Raw genomic sequence first — 17,742 nt, forward strand, 5'->3', positions numbered from 1 at the left:
TGCTCCGGTAGCGCCTGCTGGTTCATAGGGTTGGCGTGCATTTCGTCTCCGCGATCAAAAGACGGGATACGACGTCTACGGTGGAACCGTGCCAATCCGGTGCCGTCCAGTTGAATGTGCCTTCGAACTCCGCCGTCGATAACCGAGAATTTCGCGGGCGCAGCGCCTTGGTCGGGTAGTCACGCGTGGATATCTCCTTCACCGCAGCGTAGGGCCCGTCAAGCGCTCGACTCGTAGCCAGGATATGATGCGCGAAGCCACTCCGGTTAGTGTCACCGGTTCCCACGAGATGATACACGCCAAAGCGAGCAAAACTTCTGTCGCCATGCAGGACCGCCGACGAAACCAGGATCGCGTCAGCTAAATCAAAAGCGGAGGTCGGATTTCCCCATTGGTCGGCAACCACCGCGATCTCGTCGCGGTTGGCGGCGAGCCCAAGGATGATCCTGACGAAATTCTTGCCGAACGGGCTATAAGCCCAGGCCGTGCGCAGGATCAGATGGCGCGGATTGACGGCGGCCACGGCCAGCTCGCCGGCAAGCTTGGAGGCGCCGTAGACGCCGAGCGGTGCGGTGGCGTCGGTCTCGACATAGGCGCCGTCCTTGGTGCCATCGAAGACGTAGTCGGTCGACAGATGGATTACGGGCACGCCGAGCTTCGCGGCCGCCTCGGCGACCTTGCCGGCGCCGACGGCGTTCACAGCGAAGGCAAGATCGGGCTCGTCCTCGGCCTGGTCGACCGCGGTGTAGGCGGCAGCCGACACCACGATATCCGGCCGCGCTGCCGCGAGTGCGTCGAACACCGTATCGGGCCGCGCCAGATCGAGCACTGGGCGGCCGAGGGTGACGACCTCGATGCCATCGCGCCTCTGCCCGGCCTCCAGCAGGCTGGCAGCGACCTGACCCTCGCGTCCGGTGACAACCAGCCTCACGCCGCGCCCTTCCTGCCTTCAACCTGGCCGCGCGACCGGACTTGCCCCAGCCGCTCGCCGGCGTAGCGCTGCTCGCGGATCGGTCCCCACCACCATTTGTTGTCGAGGAACCAGTCGACGGTCCTTGCAAGGCCGCTGTCGAAACTCTCCGCCGGCGCCCAACCGAGATCCCGGCCGATCTTGGAGGCATCGATTGCATAGCGGCGGTCGTGGCCGGGCCGATCGGTGACGAAGCTGATCAAATCGCGGTAGCTCCTGCCGCCGCTGCGCGGACGCCTGATGTCGAGCAGGCCGCAGATCGTCTCGACGACGCCAAGGTTGGTACGCTCGGAATTGCCGCCGACATTGTAACTTTCGCCGGGCTGGCCCTTTGTGGCGACCAGTTCCAGAGCGCGGGCGTGATCCTCGACGAACAGCCAGTCGCGCACATTGGCGCCAGCGCCGTAGACCGGCAGCGGCTTTTCGTCGAGCGCGTTGAGGATGACCAGCGGGATCAGCTTTTCGGGGAAGTGATAAGGCCCGTAATTGTTCGAACAGTTGGAGAGCACGACCGGCAGGCCGTACGTCTCGTGCCAGGCCCGCACCAGATGGTCGGATGCGGCCTTGGAGGCGGAATAGGGCGAGGATGGCGCGTAAGGCGTCTCCTCCACGAACATGCCGCCATCGAAGGGCAGATCGCCGAACACCTCGTCGGTCGAGACATGGTGGAAGCGGAAGCGCGCCTTCCTGTCCTCGTCAAGGCCGCGCCAATATTCGAGCGCCGAATTCAGCACCCGGTAGGTACCGACGATGTTGGTCTCGATGAAGGCGCCGGGTCCGTCGATCGAGCGGTCGACATGGCTTTCGGCGGCGAGGTTCATGACGACGTCGATCTCGTCGCGGTGGAGGATGTCGAGAACCGCCCGCTCGTCACAGATGTCGGCCTGCGCAAATTTGTAGTTGTGTGCATTCTCGATGGTGCGCAGCGAGGCCAGATTGCCGGCATAGGTGAGCTTGTCGAGATTGGTCACATGGTAGGCCGGATTGGCGCACAAATGCCGGCACACGGCCGAGCCGATGAAGCCGGCACCGCCTGTCACCAGAAAATTCATGGCGCTCTCCTCACATCGTCGCGCGTCATGCGAACACCTCGGCCTCAGCAAGCGCCGACGCCTTGAGGTCCTTGGCCGAGAGCTCGAAGGCGCCGGCCGGCGACGGCCAATCGATGCCGATATCAGGATCGTCGAAACGGATCGATCGATCATGCGCCGGCGAATAGGTGTCGGTGACCTTATACAGAACCTCGGTGTCCGGCACGAGCGTGACGAAACCGTGCGCGAAACCCTTCGGCACGAGGATCTGGTTGCCTCTCTCGGCCGATATTTCGAGCGCGACCCATTTTCCGAAGGTTTTCGAGCTGCGGCGGATGTCGACCGCCACGTCGAGAATGCGGCCTCTGATTACACGCAGCAGCTTGTCCTGCGCGCGTGGAGGCAGTTGATAGTGAAGCCCCCGCACGACACCTGCGGCAGCCGAATAGGAATGATTGTCCTGGACGAAACGCAGATCGATGCCGGCCTCGGCAAAGGCCTCGGCATTCCAGGTTTCGATGAAATAACCGCGCGCATCGCCGTGCCGCTTCGGCACGATTTCCAGCACGCCGTCCAAACCGAGCTGCCTGACTTCCAGCACCCTATGTCTCCGTCAGCTCGGTGACACGCCGGCGCAGATAGGCGGCGTATTCGTTCTTGCCCAGTCGCGTGGCGCGCTCAAGCACCTTGTCGGCGGTCAGCCAGCCCTGCTCGAAAGCGATTTCTTCAGGACAGGCGACCTTGATCCCCTGGCGGTGCTCGATCGTGCGCACGAAGGAAGAGGCTTCATGCAGGCTGTCATGCGTGCCGGTGTCGAGCCAGGCATAGCCGCGGCCGAGCTGATGCACGTGCAATTTCCCGCGCTCGAGATAGACGTTGTTGACCGCCGTGATCTCGAGTTCGCCACGCGCCGAGGGCTTGATCGTCGACGCGATGTCGACGACCTCATTGTCGTAGAAATAGAGGCCGGTGACCGCCCAGTTGGACTTCGGCTCCGGCGGCTTCTCCTCGATCGTCAAAGCCGTGCCGCTGAGCTTGTCGAACGACACCACGCCGTAGCGCTGCGGGTCCTCGACATGGTAGGCGAACACCGACGCGCCGCTTTGGCGCTGCGCAGCAGTGCGGCAGAGCTGCGACAGGCCCTCGCCGAAATAGATGTTGTCGCCGAGAATCATCGACACATTATCCTTGCCGATGAAGTCGCGGCCGATGATGAAGGCCTCGGCAAGCCCGTTGGGCTGCGCCTGCTCGGCATAGGAGAATTCGACCCCGAATTCCGAACCGTCGCCCAGCAACTCCCGAAACACCGGCAAGTCGCGAGGTGTCGAAATGATCAAAATCTGGCGGATACCGGCGAGCATCAAGACGCTCAGCGGATAAAAAATCATCGGCTTGTCGTATATCGGCAGGACTTGCTTAGAGATCGCTAATGTTAGGGGATAAAGACGCGTCCCGCTGCCTCCCGCAAGGATTATTCCTTTCACAAGCTCTCCTTGAATTGCCGGCCCCCGCCCTGAAATCAAGTTGCTCGTGCTTAGGTTTCGCGCAATGGCTTGTCAATTCAATCTCGGCCGTGGATCGGCGCCAGAATTGCTCTGCATCTGCCGTCTCGCGGCAATTTGATCTACCAGCCACAAGCTGACGATGCAAATGGGCGTGGCGATTTGGCAACCGGCTTGCGCCATCGGCTGGCGGACGCGCGACAACAAAAAGCCGGCGGGCCTTGGACCCGCCGGCTCATTCATTTGTCCGGTTTCAGGGCTGCTTGGGCAGCAGCGACCATACCGCCGGCACCAGGCTGGCGGCGAGCGCAACCTTGATCAAATCCCCGAGGACGAACGGCAAAACGCCGAACTGCCACGCCTTTTCCACGCCGATGAGGGTGGCCAGCCAGGCAAAGCCCATGGCCATCATGACGATTTCGGCGACCAGCATGGCGTTGAACAGCTTGATCGGGTGGCGGTCCCAGCCGCGGTCGGCGGCCCAGCCGACAATGGCTGCCATGACGACGAAGCCGGCGAGATAACCGCCGGTGCCGCCGATCATGTAGGCGATGCCGATGCCCTTTTCAGGCGTGCTCTGGAAGACCGGGAAGCCCATGGCGCCTTCGGCCATGTAGAGAAGCAGGGTAGCGACGCCAAGCCGCAGGCCAAATGCGGTGGCGATCAGCAGGACGGCCAGCGTCTGCATCGAGATGTCGACCGGCCCGAGCACGACTTTCGTCTTGGCCGACAGGGTCAAAAGCAGCGTTCCGGCGATCGCCAGCAAAAGCTGGGTTGCCAGGCGCTGCGCGCCCTCCTGGGGCAAAGCGAGAGAAACAAGCGGGCGCATCGTCGTCGCAAGTGCCATGGTCTTCCCCAATCCGGATTGCCGCAGATCGCGGCCTTGCGTTTTTCTATATTGGCTTCCGTGTTATGCGGCAATCAGTTTTGCCGTCTTCCTGAACAGAGATTCAACGACACCGCCATGGCGCTCAAATTCGACACCAGCTTCGATCCGGCCTATGGCGAGGGCGTCACCGTTGCGCCGGACGTCTTGCGCGTCACCGCCAAAAACCCCAGCCCGTTCACCTTTCACGGCACCAACAGCTACATCGTCGGGCGCGACACGCTGGCGGTGATCGATCCCGGCCCCGATGACGAGGTGCATTTCCAGACGCTGCTCAAGGTGATCGCAAACCGGCCGGTCAGCCATATCTTCGTCAGCCACACGCATCGCGACCATTCTCCGCTGGCCGCCCGGCTGAAAGCGCACACCGGCGCTATTGTACTGGCCGAAGGCCCGCACCGCCCGGCAAGGCCGCTGCGGATCGGCGAGATCAACCCGCTCGACGCCAGCGCCGACACGGTTTTCGTCCCGGAGATCGCGTTGCCCGACAATGCGCTGGTCGAGGGCGATGACTGGACGATCCGGACGGTGCTGACGCCGGGCCACACCGCCAATCACGCGGCATTTGCGCTCGAAGGCACCGGCATCCTGTTTTCGGCCGACCATGTGATGGCGTGGGCGACGTCGATCGTGGCGCCGCCGGACGGCGCGATGGCCGACTACATGGCCTCGCTGGATAAATTGATCGCGCGCGGCGACCGCCTGCTGCTGCCCGGCCATGGCGGCCCGGTGAATGCGCCGCGCAGCTTCATGCGCGGGCTGAAGACCCATCGCAAGATGCGCGAACGGGCGATCCTCGAACGGATCCGGGGCGGCGACCGGACAATCCCGGACATGGTCAAGGCGATCTACAGGGACACCGACCCGCGCCTGCATGGCGCCGCCGGCCTGTCGGTGCTTGCCCATCTCGAGGACCTGGTGGCGCGCGGCCTGGTTGCTACCCAGGGTGACCCGGCCATCGACGGCGTTTTTGTGCCGCTGGGGTAGAACTACTCAGCCGGCGCCGCACCCACCTGGCCCGCAACTTCCTGATCAAGTTCGGCGAGGAACCCGACGATGCGCGCCGCATTGTCGCCGAGGTCGTAGCGGCCGTAGCGGGAGGCCGAGCGCATGTCGACGACGATGGTGTCGCCATCATTGCTGACCCGGATGGCGACGTCGGCGGGCAGGCCCACGACGAAGCTCCGGGCAACGGCCGATATCGTCACCTCGTCTTGACCGTCCGTCACCGGATATGGCGCGGTAAGTTGCCAATCGCGGCGGTCGAGCACGGTTTCAACGGCGTCGACGACGGTTTCGAACGGCAGATTGTAGCTGTGCCCGGTGACCAGCGGATAGGCGTCGGCCTGCAGGCGCGCTTCGCCAGCCGTTGGCGGCGCGAGCACGTTCATGTCCTTGGTGCGGTCGCTGGTGTCGAGCACCGGCGGATTGTCGAGGTCCGTCGAAATGTCCCTCAGGGGCGGCGTGGTCGCCGCCAGATAGGTGGCAAAGCCGTAGGGCGTCAGCACCAGCAGCGCCAGCAGGGCGCCGACCGAGAGGTCGCGGCCGCCACGGTCACCGAAATGCCACAGCCGGGACAAAGCGAGGCCGGCAAACAGCAAAGCGAACGCGGCAAGCAAGGCGACGATCGCCAGCACCCACAGGAAGGCCGGCGTTTCGACTAGTTCGAAATGATGGCCGGCCAGCACGGTGAGCAGCAGGACCAGGGCAAAAGCGCCCGTGCGCCGCGACCAGCCGGCCGCCTTCGATGTCTGCCGCTCGTCAATTTCCATTGTCTTCAGCACCGCCCCAACCCGCACAGACGCTTAGAGCAAAGGATGCTCAAATTGAACATCCCCTGCCCTAACGTTTTTGCCGCCGGTAGCTTGAAGGTCAAGGAAACGCACGGTCCCGGTCAATCCGTCGGCAGGCGGTAGTCGCTGAACTGCTTGCGCAAGGTGATCTTCTGGATCTTGCCGGTGGCGGTGTGCGGGATTTCACTAATGAAAGCGACGTCGTCGGGCATCCACCATTTCGCCACCTTGCCGTCCATGAACGCCAGTATATCGGCCTTGCTCGGCTCCTTGCCGGGTTTGGCGACCACGACCAGCAACGGCCGCTCGCCCCATTTCGAATGATGGACGCCAATCGCCGCGGCCTCGGCGACATCGGGATGGCCGACGGCGAGGTTCTCCAGGTCGATGGTCGATATCCACTCGCCGCCCGACTTGATCACGTCCTTGGCGCGATCGGTGATCTGCATGTAGCCGCTCGCGTCGATATGGGCGACATCGCCGGTGTCGAACCAGCCGTCCTTGTCGAACTGCTCGGCGCCGACGCCGCCATAATAGGCGCTGGCGATAGCCGGACCGCGCACCTTCAGCCGGCCGAAGGTCTTGCCGTCCCAGGGCAGTTCCTTGTCGTCATCGTCCGTCACCTTCATCTCGACGCCGAAGGGCGGGTAGCCCTGCTTGCCCTGGATATCGAGCCGGGCCTCGCCCTCGAGCGCTTGATATTGCGGCTTCATGGTGCACAGCGTGCCGAGCGGCGACATTTCGGTCATGCCCCAGGCATGGATGACTTCGACGCCGTAATTGTCCTGGAATTTCCTGGTGATGGCGCGCGGACAGGACGAGCCGCCGATGACGACTTTGCTGAGATGGGGAAGCTTCTTGCCGGTCTCTTCGAGATGCTGCAGCAGCATCATCCAGACGGTCGGCACGGCGGCGCTGAAGGTCACTTTCTCGGTGTCGAGCAGCTCGTAGATCGAGGCGCCGTCCATCTTGCAACCGGGCATGACCAGCTTGGCGCCGATCATCGGCGCGCTCTGGCCAAGGCCCCAGGCATTGGCATGAAACATTGGCACGACGGGGAGGATCGTGTCCCGCGCCGATAGGCCCATGGCGTCGGGCATGGCGGCGATCATGGCATGCAGCACATTCGAGCGGTGGCTGTAGAGCACGCCTTTGGGATCGCCCGTCGTGCCGGAGGTGTAGCACATGCCGGCTGCGGTGTTTTCGCCGAAAACCTTCCAGGCGAAGTCGCCATCGGCCTCGTTCAGCCAGTCCTCATAGGCAACCACATTCGGCAGCGTCGTTTCAGGCAGATGCGCCTTGTCGGTCAGGACGATCACCTTTTTCAGCGATTTGACCGCGCCGGCGATCTTTTCCAGCAGCGGCATGAAGGTCAGGTCGACGAAGATCCCTCTATCCTGCGCATTGTTCATGATCCAGACGATCTGCTCGGGGAACAAACGCGGGTTAAGCGTATGGTAGATGGCGCCGATGCCCATGATGCCGTACCAGGCCTCTATGTGGCGCGCCGTGTTCCAGGCCAGGGTCGCGATGCGGTCGCCGAGCACAAAGCCATCGCGCTCCAACCGTTGAGCGACCTTGAGCGCGCGGCGATGAACTTCAGCATAGGTGGTGCGAACGACAGGACCTTCGATCGAGCGCGAGACGATCTCGCGCGTCCCGTGCTGCCGCTCGGCATTGTCGATCAGCTTGTGGCAGAGCAGCGGCCATTCCTGCATCAGTCCGAGCATCTGGTTCCTCCCATTGCTTCCTCGTTTTTCCCGTCTTTTGTCCCATTGTGGGACGAACGGACGGATTGTCCAGCCATGACGTCTCCAACCGTTAACGGCTGAAGCAAGCAGTGATCGAAAGGCGGGGAAAACCGCCACAATCCGGCCATCGTCGACGTTAAGGTTCGTTAACGGGGTAGGGGTGCGGATTGGCGACTGAAAGAGGTTCGCATGGACACGCAGCTCGACGACAAGCAGATCGACGACAAGCAGATCGACGGCAGGCAGATCGACGGCAGGCAGATCGACGACAGGCAGATCGACGACAGGCAGATCGACGACAGGCAGATCGACGACAGGCAGCTGGATGACAGCGGGGCCCAAGACGTGCAGTTGGACGATATTCAACTCGACGACAAAGAGCTTGAAGACACGCTTGCCGCAAGTCTGGCCGATCTCGTGCCGGAGGCCAAAAAGGTCTCCGAAGACGAATTTGTCGAGGTGGTCGGCGGCGCCCTTGAAGCGGTCGGCGGCACGCTGCTGTTCAAAATGTGCGTCCAGAACGAAGGCGAAGGCCAGCATGTCGCCGCCGCATCGATCGGCGATGGCGGCAATCGCCAGTTCCTGCTGCTCACCTTGCCGACAGGCGGCGGCCCACTGAAGGTCGAGACGACGTCAAGAAGCACCAACCCGGTAGCCGGTATTGCCGCGGCCTATGCCGGCCTCATGGACGTGTTCAAGACCGCAGCCTGAGCATTCCACGCGGGATCGTTTTTAGTGATCGGAAGGCCAGCTCTGGGCTACTGGCGAAGGCTTGCGCAACGGGTTCTCCAGACACATTTTAGAGACATGGGAAGCATCCCGCACGCTCTCAATCGGACTGTGCTCCCAATCGAACAAGGAGAACCCCGCATGGACCAGATCGCCAACCCCGCCCCCGGCTTTCAGAGCAATCCCGGCAAGGTCATCACCGTCGAACCCTATCGCGGTACCGTGGTCGTGCGTGCCGGCGATACGGTGATCGCCTCATCGACGCGGGCGAAGCTTCTGTCCGAACCGCCCTACCGCCAGGCATTCTACATCCCCTTCGAAGACATCGACTTCACCCAGCTCGGCAAAACCACCCTGTCGACCCACTGCCCCTACAAGGGCGACGCCAGCTACTGGAGCGTGCTGCCGGCCGGCGAGACCGGCAAGGACGCAATGTGGGGCTATGAGCAGCCGTTCGACGAAATGGCTGAGATTCGCGACCACGGCGCCTTCTATCCCGACAGGGTGACGATCGAAGCAGCACCGGCCTGAGCAAGCGACTCAAGCCGCCGTTGCTCGCTTCGTCATCCCAGGGTCTTCGCGACGGAGCTTCGCTCCTGTTTCATCCTGGGATGACGAAGCTCAGAGGCCTCGGCTAATCTCAAACGTCGGCGACGTCAGTCCAAAGGCGGTGAAACTGCCTGCCGCCGCCTGATCCTAATCAGTCGTCCCGTCGTTGCCGACACCGTCGGCGTCATCCAGCCGCACGAACATCAGCCCCTTGGCCTTCAGCGCGAGCAGACCTTGCACGACGCCCTCGCCGGCGGCGTGGGTCGGCTGGTTGATGTGGGCGATGATGACATCGCCATCCTTGGCGGCGGCGATGCGCCGGGCGGTTTCTTTTGCGCCGAGCAACGAGCCGCCATCGCCGTTGATCGAAAAGCCGGCGACCTTGAAGCCAAGCTTGCGGATCATGGCGATAGCCGACGGGCTGTATTCGGCGGTCGCGCCGCGAAACCATTTCGGCGCCGGCTCGCCGGTGCCAGCGAGAGCGGCAGCGCCCGATTCGACTTCGGCCTGCACCGCTTCCGGGCTGCCGGCGCTGCGGATGCCATAGATCTTGCGCGGCGTGTCGACGGCCGGGATGTGATGGCCGCCATGGTTTTCCAGTTCGAACAGGTCCGGATGCGCGCGCATGATCTCGACGGCGGCGGCGTTGCGCTTCAGCCAGATACCGGTGACGAAGATCGTCGCCGGAATCCGGTTCTCCACCAGCGCCGACAGGATCCTCGTATCGGTCTGGCCGCCGCAGGCGTCGAGCGTAAGCGCGACGCGGCCGACACTGCTACCGTCCTCAGCCTTCAGATGCAGCGCCGGCTCGACAAGCGGCGCGGCCTGGGCCGAGGACACGGCCACGATAGATAGCGCCAAGGCGCAAAACAGCTTTTGCAAGGGATGCCTGTCTTGTCTGAGAATCGGCGCTGTCATAGCCGCATCCCAGGACCCGCAACAAGGCGGAAATCGGGATAGTGGCCGTGAGAAAGCTGATATCCCGACAATGTGACCGCCGCGCACCGTCAGACGGCGTGTTCCAGTTCCACATGCGTGCGTGACAGGACTTCGCGCACGGCCGCGACGACCGGTTCGACCTCGAGGCGCCAGACGCAGCAGGCCTTGCTGGGATCGAGCGGATTGCACAGGCTGCCCGCCACGCAATTGCACGGCATGGATGGCTGCAAGGCGAGGCTGGGCACGCCGACCGGTCCCCAGACGGCCGGGCTGGTCAGGCCGAAAAGGCCGACAACCGGCGTTCCGGCCGCTGCTGCCATGTGCATGGGGCCGCTCTCATTGCCGACAAACAGCCGCGCCTGCTGCAACACCGCCAGCAGCGTTTCCAGTGACAGCGCGCCGACGAGGTTGACGATCGACGCGGCACTGGCGAGGATCTGCTCGGCCGGCTTGCGCTCGTCAGGGCCGCCGACGAGTACGAAATCCAGTCCGGTTTCGCGCGAAATCGTGTCGATCACGGCGGCAAAGCGTTCATGCTGCCAGCGCCGGCCGTGAAAACTTGCGCCGGCATGCACCGCGATAAAGCCGTTTGGCCGCAAATGGTGTTTGTCCAGCAATGCCTGGGCCCTCGCCGTCTCCATCGGCAATGGCCGAATCGACGGCACCCGCACGCGCAGGCCGACGCCGAGCGGCTCGAGCGGCGAAAGGTAGCGGTAGAGATAGTGACGTTCGCCAAAACCGAACGGCTCGGCAAAGACATTGGCGGGCTGGCGCTCATGCCAGCGCAGCGGCCTTTCCGGAGGATTGTAGCCGATGCGGGTGCTGGCGTTGAGGAACCTGACGATGAGCCGCGATGTCTTTGAATCGGTGAGGTCGATGGTCAGGTCGAAACGGAATTGGCGCAGCTTGCTGATCATAGAATAGAGCTCGCGCCCACGCTCCAGCGGGGTGCCGCGCATGGCGGCGCGGCGGAAGCTGACGACCTCGGCGGCGATGCCGTGCGCGGTGACGAAACTGGCGAGGCGCGCCTCGCAGAGAAAGACGATCCTGACACCGGGATATTCGAGCTGCAGGTTCTTGGCGAGCGTGGAGGACAGAACAATATCGCCGATGAACTTGGTCTGGATAATCAGGATCGAGCGGAAGGGTCTGGGCGAAATCTGTAACATCTTTTTCTCGGCACCGGGCGGGTTGGGGGGCCGTGAAATTGGGAAGAAACGATGTCGGGATTGCGTGTTGGGGCACGCACATCAGCGTGAATTTGCTTACAAAATCGTAAGCTTAGCGCCAAACGGCCACCCACGGGTGGCCGTTTCATCGATACCGAAAGGACTGTGTCGAAATCAGGATGCCGCGGCGCTCTTTTTGGGGCGCGGCACTGCTGTTTTGGCAATCTGCACCGCGGCTTGGGCTGCGGCCAATCTTGCGATCGGCACGCGGTAGGGAGAGCACGAGACATAGTCGAGGCCGACCTCTTCGCAGAAGCGGATCGAGGCCGGATCGCCGCCATGTTCACCGCATATGCCGAGCTTGATGTCGGGCCGTGTCGCCCTGCCCTTTTGCGCAGCCATGCGCACCAGTTCGCCGACGCCCTCGATGTCGAGCGAGACGAACGGGTCCTGCTCGATGATGCCTTTCTGCCGATAGGTCTCGAGGAAGGACGCGGCATCGTCGCGCGAGATGCCGAAAGTGGTCTGGGTGAGGTCGTTGGTGCCGAAGGAGAAGAACTCGGCCGTAGCAGCGATGACGTGGGCGCGGATCGCCGCGCGCGGAAGCTCGATCATCGTGCCGGTGAGATAGTCGATCTTGACGCCGGTCTCGTCCATGACAGCCTTGGCGACCGCATCGATGCGCGCCTTGACGTAGTCGAGCTCCTTCACCAGGCCGACCAGCGGCACCATGATCTCGGGAACGACCAGCGCGCCGGCTTTCTTGCCGGCCTCGACGGCTGCCTCGAAAATGGCGCGCGCCTGCATCTCGGCAATCTCGGGATAGGAGACGGCGAGGCGGCAGCCGCGATGGCCGAGCATCGGGTTGAACTCGTGCAGGGCTTCGGTGCGCTGCCTGAGCTTGTCGAGCGAGACGTTCATGGCGGCGGCGACCTCCGCCACCTCCGCTTCCGTCTTGGGCAGGAATTCGTGCAGCGGCGGATCGAGCAGCCGGATCGTCACCGGCAGGCCTGCCATGATCTCGAACAGTTCGAGGAAATCCGAGCGCTGCATCGGCAACAGCTTGGCAAGCGCGGTGCGGCGGTCCTTCTCGGTATCGGCCAGGATCATCTCGCGCATGGCGACGATACGCTCGCCGTCGAAGAACATGTGCTCGGTGCGGCAGAGGCCGATGCCTTCGGCGCCGAAGGAGCGCGCCATGCGCGCATCGAGCGGCGTCTCGGCATTGGTGCGCACCTTCATGCGGCGCACCGCATCGGCCCATTCCATGATGGCGGCGAAATCGCCCGACAGTTCCGGCTGCAGCATCGACACGGCGCCCTTCAGCACCTGGCCGTTGCTACCATCGATGGTGATGATGTCGCCCTTGCGGAAGGTCTGGCCCATCGACATCAGCGTGCCGGCCTTGTAGTCGACACGCAGCGAGCCGGCGCCCGAAACGCAAGGCTTGCCCATGCCGCGCGCGACCACGGCGGCGTGGCTGGTCATGCCGCCGCGCGTGGTCAGGATGCCTTCTGAAGCATGCATGCCGTGAATGTCTTCGGGGCTGGTTTCGATGCGCACCAGGATTGCCTTGCGACCTTGCGTCTTCAGATCCTCGGCATCGGCGGACGAGAAGACGATCTCGCCGGTCGCGGCGCCCGGAGAAGCCGGCAGGCCGACGCCGATGACATCGCGCGCGGCCTTGGGGTCGATGGTAGGATGCAACAGCTGATCGAGCGAGGCGGGATCGATGCGGGCGACCGCCTCCTCCGTCGTGATCAGCTTGTCGCGCGCCATTTCGACGGCAATCTTCAGCGCCGCCTTGGCGGTGCGCTTGCCGGAACGCGTCTGCAGCATCCACAATTTGCCGCGCTCGATGGTGAATTCGAGATCCTGCATGTCGCGGTAGTGCTGTTCCAGGCGGTCGGAGATGTCGACGAAGGACCGGAACGCGTCCGGCATCAGTTTCTGCAGCGACGGCTTGTCGGAGCCGGCGGCGATGCGCGCCGCCTCGGTGATGTTTTGCGGCGTGCGGATGCCGGCTACGACATCCTCGCCCTGCGCGTTCACCAGGAATTCGCCATAGAGCATCTTTTCGCCGGTCGAGGGGTTGCGCGTGAAGGCGACGCCGGTGGCCGACGTCTCGCCCATGTTGCCGAATACCATGGCCTGGACATTGACCGCCGTGCCCCAGCTTTCCGGGATGTCGTGTAGGCGCCGGTAGGTGATGGCGCGGTTGTTCATCCAGCTGGAAAACACCGCGCCGATCGCCCCCCACAGCTGCTCGTGCGGGTCCTGCGGAAACGGCCTGTCGAGCTCCTCCTCGACCTTGGCCTTGTAGAGGGCAATGACGCTCTGCCATTCCTGCGCTGTCAGTTCGGTGTCGAGCTCGTGGCCGAGGCTCGCCTTCTGGTCCTCGAGGATTTCCTCGAACACTTCGTGGTCGAGACCCATGACGACATCGGAATACATCTGGATGAAGCGGCGGTAGCTGTCATAGGCAAAGCGGGCATCGCCGGAATCGGCTGCCAGCGCCTCGACCGTCTCGTCATTGAGGCCGAGATTGAGCACGGTGTCCATCATGCCCGGCATCGAGGCCCTGGCCCCGGAGCGGACCGAGACCAGAAGCAGCTTCGACGGATCGCCGAAACGGCGCCCGGTCAGTTGCCCGATATGGTCCAGCGCCTTGACGACGTCGGCCTGCAACGCGGCCGGATAGCTGTTGCCGTTGGCGTAATAGGCGTTGCAGACTTCGGTGGTGAGGGTGAAGCCCGGCGGCACGGGCAGGCCAAGACTGCACATCTCGGCCAGATTGGCGCCTTTGCCGCCGAGAAGGTTGCGGTCGCCCGCACGTCCTTCCGCGGCGCCATCGCCGAAGGTGTAGACCCATTTGGTCATGCTCGCCCTCCAAGTTCTCGGAAGATTAGAACCCCGGGGCCAAGACCCGGTTCCCCCCGCGCTCCGACCCGAGCGTTATTATGCTGCAGTGCGAAAGGCAAGGTGTGGCAGCGAAGCCCGGCGACTACAATCGATTAAGCAAAAGCTGCGTCGAAAAGACTTGCCGTATCGCTGCCCAAGATATAGAACATATAGGGAACAAGTTGGGAGCAGCGTGATGAAACTCAACGGAAAACTCGACTATCTCGAACTGCCCGCGACCGGCGCGACGCTGGGCAGCGTCAAGGCTTTCTACAGCGCCGCCTTCTCGTGGTCGTTCACCGATTATGGGCCGACCTATTCGGCCTTCGGCGAAGGGCTCGATGGCGGCTTCCAGGCCGATGCAGCCGAGGCTCCGGCGAAACCATTGCCGGTGCTCTATTCGCAGGATCTGGAAGCAACGCTCGACGTTGTCGAAAGCGCCGGCGGCACGATCGTCAAGCCGATATTCTCCTTCCCGGGCGGCAGGCGGTTCCATTTCACCGATCCCGCCGGCAACGAGTTGGCGGTCTGGGGCGAATAGCGCTTCCCCGCGCGAAGCGGTGGATCAGTTTTGCACAGTGGCCAACTCGGCATTGAGCTTTCGTGCCGCTCGTCCTATAAGGCCGCGCGCAACGGGCAAAGCTCGCTTGCTGGGGCGTCGCCAAGTGGTAAGGCATCGGTTTTTGGTACCGACATTCCCAGGTTCGAATCCTGGCGCCCCAGCCAAATCACATGCCTTTGGAATCAATGATTTACCGACCTCATCGATGGCTGCCGTCAGGAGCTATCTGACTCCCACGCGACCCCGACTCCGTTGACAGAGCCGGGGCCGTGCGGAGAGGATCAGTAATCGTTGTCGTCCTGGATGACGACGGGATGATGCCGATGATGTCGATAATAGCGATGATGGCTGCGCTCGATCGAGCCGGTCACGATGACCGTATCCCGGCGATGATGTCTGCGGCCGTGGTCGTAGAAGGCAACCGTGCCGTGTCTGCGGTGATGAAGGCGTTGACCCTGGTCATTGATGACCTTTACGCTCCTGTGATGATGTCGATGGTGGGTCGTGATGACCACGTCAGCTTCGGCTGCCGGAGCTATCGTCGGCATGGCAATGAACAGCGCCAAGGCGCTCACGATCATTGTTTTCATTGTAATATCTCCACCCGCTAATTATCCCTTCGCGGGGATAACCGCGTCCCATCCCTTTGGTTCCGAGTAGCGTCGTCGGTCCACGGGCGCGATCAGTGACGGCTGCTCCCGTGCAACACGGCGTATCGAAAGAAGAAGTTGCGACAGCAGCTCCTGTTGGCAACTTCTGGTAAAGGCGCTCTTTCAAGCCGACCACCAGGGTTACGCCACTCGACAAAGGAGCGCTGCACAGGACCCTTCTATGTCGTCGCGTTCGATCTCCTGATCTGTGACGGGAAACACCCGTCTTGCGAGGAAGACCGTCGGCACAATTTGTGAGATCTACGAGACCAATCAGGCCATTTCAGATCCCATAGGTCGGGCCGTCTCAGATCCCGTAAGAAAGTGCAAGGTAAACCACCGGCGCCAAGATCAGCAGAACCGCGATTCCGATAACCACTGCGATTGCCAGGCGCTCTGTTCGCCTGACAAGCTCAGCGACCTTGTCGTCGTCAGCCGATGGTATGAGGTCAAGAACGGAAGAAACTTCCGCAGGACTGTCGTTGTCGTTTGCGGGTCGGGTTGCGCCGTCACGCACTGATCTCTGGACAAAGGTCACTGTCAGCCTCTCTATTGAACGAACACCGCTTGGCGGTGTCACGACGATCGGGTGCCCGCTAACCTCTCAGGAATGGCGGGCACCCGATTGACCACCGATGAAGGGACTCATGCTCGGCAGCCGGGTTCCAATGTATCGGGAGGGCATAGGTTGCCCGCCTTCGGGCCTATGGCTCCGACGTCAGGACTTCAGTCATACCCTGTTCGGACCTTGGTCTGGCAATCGACGAAGCGATGGCCGCCATTTTGTTTCGACGCAGAAAATGCGGGAACATTAGTAGGCTCTTACGAGTTCACTCTCAGCAACTAGTTCGGGAGAGATACGGTGAACAACATAATCTGGCTCATCGGAGCAGTCGTTATCGTGATTGCGATACTGAGCTTCCTAGGCTTCCGATAAACGTGGCAGCTGAATTGCTGTCGGAGCCTATTGCCATCTGCGCCTTGTAGGCATCGCTTTCGCGTTGGCCGGCGCTTTGCATGTGGGCTTTGGCGTTCGCTCTCAGGTGGCGCTTAAATTCCTTCTCTTCGAACCTTACAGAATGCGCGTCGCAAGCAGGTCGCAAGGGCGACGGTCCTGTTGCAACAGTCGGATCGAGGCCATCGCCGACGAAATCAACAAAGCATGCTGCGTCAGCTCGCCTCGCGCATCGCCTCGGCGGCCTGCAGATCGACCGAGACCAGTTGGCTGACGCCCTGCTCGGCCATGGTCACGCCGAACAGGCGGTTCATGCGCGCCATCGTGATCGGGTTGTGGGTGATGATGACGAAGCGCGTCTCGGTGGTCGCGGCCATTTCGTCCATAAGGTTGCAGAAGCGCTCGACATTGTGATCGTCGAGCGGCGCGTCGACTTCGTCGAGCACGCAGATCGGCGCCGGATTGGTCAGGAACACGGCAAATATCAGCGACATCGCCGTCAGTGCCTGCTCGCCGCCGGACAGCAGCGTCATGGTCTGCGGCTTCTTGCCGGGCGGACGGGCAAGGATTTCGAGACCGGCTTCCAGCGGGTCGTCGGATTCGATCAGCTGCAGTTCGGCCGTGCCGCCACCGAACAGATGCGAGAACAGCCGCTGGAAATGGCCGTTGACCACCTCGAAAGCGGCAAGCAGCCGTTCGCGGCCTTCGCGGTTCAGGCTCTGGATCGCTTGCCTGAGCTTGCGGATCGCCTCGATGATGTCCTCGCGCTCGGAAACGATGGCCTCCAGCCGGTCCGACAATTCCTTCTGCTCTTCCTCGGCGCGCAAATTGACGGCGCCGAGCCGCTCGCGCTCAACCTTCAGCCGGTCGAGCTGGCGCTCGATGTCGCCCATTTCGGGCATCGGGCTGTCGGCTTCCAGGCCAGTATGGCGAATGACCAGATGCGGCGGCGTGTTCAGCGTTTCCTGGATGCGCGCCTCGACCTCGAGCCGGCGCTCATCGGCGGCGGTCAAACGCTCTTCGGCGCGGACGCGGGTTTCGCGGGAATCGGCCAGCGACTGGATCGCCGCGGTGGCGGCCTTGTCCAGCTCGGCCTGCTTGTTCTCGGCCTCCTGCAAGCGGTCGGCGGCCGCCTTGCGCAAGGTCTCTGCCTCGGTCAGCTGCGACAGCAGCGCGCGGCGCCTGGCGTCGATCTCGTCGGGGGCGTCGGCCAGCGTTTCGCGCTCGGCCTCGGCCTCGGCCCTGCGCTCGCCGAGCGAGGCGATCTGCGTCGAGGCGTTTTCGGCCCGCTGCAGCCAGTTGCTGCGCTCGGCGCCGATGGCATCGAGCCGGCGCGTGCGCGCCTCGGCTTCGCG

The 17,742-nt window shown here is 62.9% G+C and carries 16 protein-coding genes and 1 tRNA gene; 5 read left to right on the top strand and 12 right to left on the bottom strand.

The genetic code is table 11. The features are described from left to right. Positions 1 to 22 precede the first annotated feature (22 nt). The 5 genes from rfbD to X756_RS139895 all read right to left on the bottom strand — a co-directional run bounded on the left by rfbD (position 23) and on the right by X756_RS139895 (position 4,350). A complete protein-coding gene (gene rfbD / locus X756_RS139915) occupies positions 23 to 931 on the bottom strand; it encodes a dTDP-4-dehydrorhamnose reductase (RefSeq protein WP_023731359.1) in 909 nt (302 codons plus the stop codon). Beyond that, positions 928 to 2,022: a dTDP-glucose 4,6-dehydratase gene (gene rfbB / locus X756_RS139910; protein ID WP_023670704.1), complete on the bottom strand. Its 1,095-nt coding sequence runs from the start codon at positions 2,020 to 2,022 to the stop codon at positions 928 to 930. Before rfbB ends, rfbD begins: the two co-directional genes overlap by 4 nt. A 25-nt stretch (positions 2,023 to 2,047) precedes the next feature. Then, complete coding sequence (gene rfbC / locus X756_RS139905; RefSeq protein WP_023731360.1) at positions 2,048 to 2,602, bottom strand: dTDP-4-dehydrorhamnose 3,5-epimerase; 555 nt, start codon at positions 2,600 to 2,602, stop codon at positions 2,048 to 2,050. A 1-nt stretch (position 2,603) separates the two neighbouring features. Continuing rightward, positions 2,604 to 3,485, bottom strand: a complete 882-nt coding sequence (gene rfbA / locus X756_RS139900; protein ID WP_023731361.1) for a glucose-1-phosphate thymidylyltransferase RfbA — start codon at positions 3,483 to 3,485, stop codon at positions 2,604 to 2,606. Between the two features lie 271 nt (positions 3,486 to 3,756). Beyond that, positions 3,757 to 4,350 carry a biotin transporter BioY gene (locus tag X756_RS139895; RefSeq protein WP_023705510.1) on the bottom strand — a complete coding sequence of 198 codons (594 nt, stop codon included), beginning with the start codon at positions 4,348 to 4,350 and terminating at the stop codon, positions 3,757 to 3,759. A 117-nt stretch (positions 4,351 to 4,467) separates the two neighbouring features. Between X756_RS139895 and X756_RS139890 the strand changes: the two genes are divergently transcribed. Beyond that, positions 4,468 to 5,376 (top strand): MBL fold metallo-hydrolase, encoded by a 909-nt coding sequence (locus tag X756_RS139890; RefSeq protein ID WP_023731362.1) that lies wholly within the window; start codon positions 4,468 to 4,470, stop codon positions 5,374 to 5,376. Between the two features lie 2 nt (positions 5,377 to 5,378). On the opposite strand, the gene X756_RS139885 is transcribed toward X756_RS139890, so the two are convergent. Then, positions 5,379 to 6,161, bottom strand: coding sequence for a DUF1499 domain-containing protein (locus X756_RS139885; RefSeq protein WP_023731363.1), 783 nt, complete (start codon positions 6,159 to 6,161; stop codon positions 5,379 to 5,381). 122 nt (positions 6,162 to 6,283) lie between these two features. After that, positions 6,284 to 7,912, bottom strand: a complete 1,629-nt coding sequence (locus tag X756_RS139880; protein ID WP_023731364.1) for a fatty-acid--CoA ligase — start codon at positions 7,910 to 7,912, stop codon at positions 6,284 to 6,286. Between the two features lie 372 nt (positions 7,913 to 8,284). On the opposite strand from X756_RS139880, the gene X756_RS139875 reads away from it, so the two are divergent. Together X756_RS139875 and X756_RS139870 are read left to right on the top strand one after the other, a co-directional pair. After that, complete coding sequence (locus X756_RS139875) at positions 8,285 to 8,644, top strand: hypothetical protein (protein WP_023670697.1); 360 nt, start codon at positions 8,285 to 8,287, stop codon at positions 8,642 to 8,644. Positions 8,645 to 8,803: 159 nt separating this feature from the next. Continuing rightward, positions 8,804 to 9,193, top strand: a complete 390-nt coding sequence (locus X756_RS139870) for a DUF427 domain-containing protein (protein WP_023731365.1) — start codon at positions 8,804 to 8,806, stop codon at positions 9,191 to 9,193. Between the two features lie 165 nt (positions 9,194 to 9,358). Here the strand turns inward: X756_RS139870 and X756_RS139865 are convergent, their stop codons facing one another. The 3 genes from X756_RS139865 to ppdK all read right to left on the bottom strand — a co-directional run bounded on the left by X756_RS139865 (position 9,359) and on the right by ppdK (position 14,199). Further along, the gene (locus X756_RS139865; protein ID WP_050485822.1) at positions 9,359 to 10,129 is read right to left on the bottom strand and encodes a polysaccharide deacetylase family protein; all 771 of its coding nucleotides are present in this window, start codon (positions 10,127 to 10,129) and stop codon (positions 9,359 to 9,361) included. 89 nt (positions 10,130 to 10,218) lie between these two features. Next, entirely contained in the window at positions 10,219 to 11,319 is a 1,101-nt protein-coding gene (locus X756_RS139860; RefSeq protein ID WP_023670694.1) for a glycosyltransferase family 9 protein, read from the bottom strand. A 174-nt stretch (positions 11,320 to 11,493) separates the two neighbouring features. After that, on the bottom strand, positions 11,494 to 14,199 hold the full coding sequence (gene ppdK, locus X756_RS139855; protein ID WP_023731366.1) for a pyruvate, phosphate dikinase: 2,706 nt from the start codon (positions 14,197 to 14,199) through the stop codon (positions 11,494 to 11,496). 217 nt (positions 14,200 to 14,416) lie between these two features. Between ppdK and X756_RS139850 the strand changes: the two genes are divergently transcribed. Both X756_RS139850 and X756_RS139845 read left to right on the top strand, forming a co-directional pair. Then, positions 14,417 to 14,761, top strand: coding sequence for a VOC family protein (locus tag X756_RS139850; RefSeq protein ID WP_023731367.1), 345 nt, complete (start codon positions 14,417 to 14,419; stop codon positions 14,759 to 14,761). A gap of 110 nt (positions 14,762 to 14,871) precedes the next feature. Continuing rightward, positions 14,872 to 14,946, top strand: a tRNA-Gln gene (locus X756_RS139845). Between the two features lie 117 nt (positions 14,947 to 15,063). Here X756_RS139845 and X756_RS139840 read toward each other — a convergent pair. Next, positions 15,064 to 15,372: a hypothetical protein gene (locus X756_RS139840; RefSeq protein WP_023670691.1), complete on the bottom strand. Its 309-nt coding sequence runs from the start codon at positions 15,370 to 15,372 to the stop codon at positions 15,064 to 15,066. Positions 15,373 to 16,602: 1,230 nt separating this feature from the next. After that, on the bottom strand, positions 16,603 to 17,742 hold a 1,140-nt coding region (locus tag X756_RS139830; protein ID WP_023731368.1), incomplete at its 5' end, for a chromosome segregation SMC family protein.

Source organism: Mesorhizobium sp. LNJC405B00 (assembly GCF_000502615.1).
Taxonomy (GTDB): Bacteria; Pseudomonadota; Alphaproteobacteria; order Rhizobiales; family Rhizobiaceae; genus Mesorhizobium.

What these genes read in the sequence shown, in the direction of transcription:
- rfbB (WP_023670704.1), bottom strand. Translation starts at nt 2,022, where the DNA reads ATGAATTTTCTGGTGACAGGCGGTGCCGGCTTCATCGGCTCGGCCGTG.
- X756_RS139895 (WP_023705510.1), bottom strand. Translation starts at nt 4,350, where the DNA reads ATGGCACTTGCGACGACGATGCGCCCGCTTGTTTCTCTCGCTTTGCCC.
- X756_RS139890 (WP_023731362.1), top strand. Translation starts at nt 4,468, where the DNA reads ATGGCGCTCAAATTCGACACCAGCTTCGATCCGGCCTATGGCGAGGGC.
- X756_RS139885 (WP_023731363.1), bottom strand. Translation starts at nt 6,161, where the DNA reads ATGGAAATTGACGAGCGGCAGACATCGAAGGCGGCCGGCTGGTCGCGG.
- X756_RS139880 (WP_023731364.1), bottom strand. Translation starts at nt 7,912, where the DNA reads ATGCTCGGACTGATGCAGGAATGGCCGCTGCTCTGCCACAAGCTGATC.
- X756_RS139870 (WP_023731365.1), top strand. Translation starts at nt 8,804, where the DNA reads ATGGACCAGATCGCCAACCCCGCCCCCGGCTTTCAGAGCAATCCCGGC.
- X756_RS139865 (WP_050485822.1), bottom strand. Translation starts at nt 10,129, where the DNA reads ATGACAGCGCCGATTCTCAGACAAGACAGGCATCCCTTGCAAAAGCTG.
- X756_RS139860 (WP_023670694.1), bottom strand. Translation starts at nt 11,319, where the DNA reads ATGTTACAGATTTCGCCCAGACCCTTCCGCTCGATCCTGATTATCCAG.
- ppdK (WP_023731366.1), bottom strand. Translation starts at nt 14,199, where the DNA reads ATGACCAAATGGGTCTACACCTTCGGCGATGGCGCCGCGGAAGGACGT.
- X756_RS139850 (WP_023731367.1), top strand. Translation starts at nt 14,417, where the DNA reads ATGAAACTCAACGGAAAACTCGACTATCTCGAACTGCCCGCGACCGGC.
- X756_RS139840 (WP_023670691.1), bottom strand. Translation starts at nt 15,372, where the DNA reads ATGAAAACAATGATCGTGAGCGCCTTGGCGCTGTTCATTGCCATGCCG.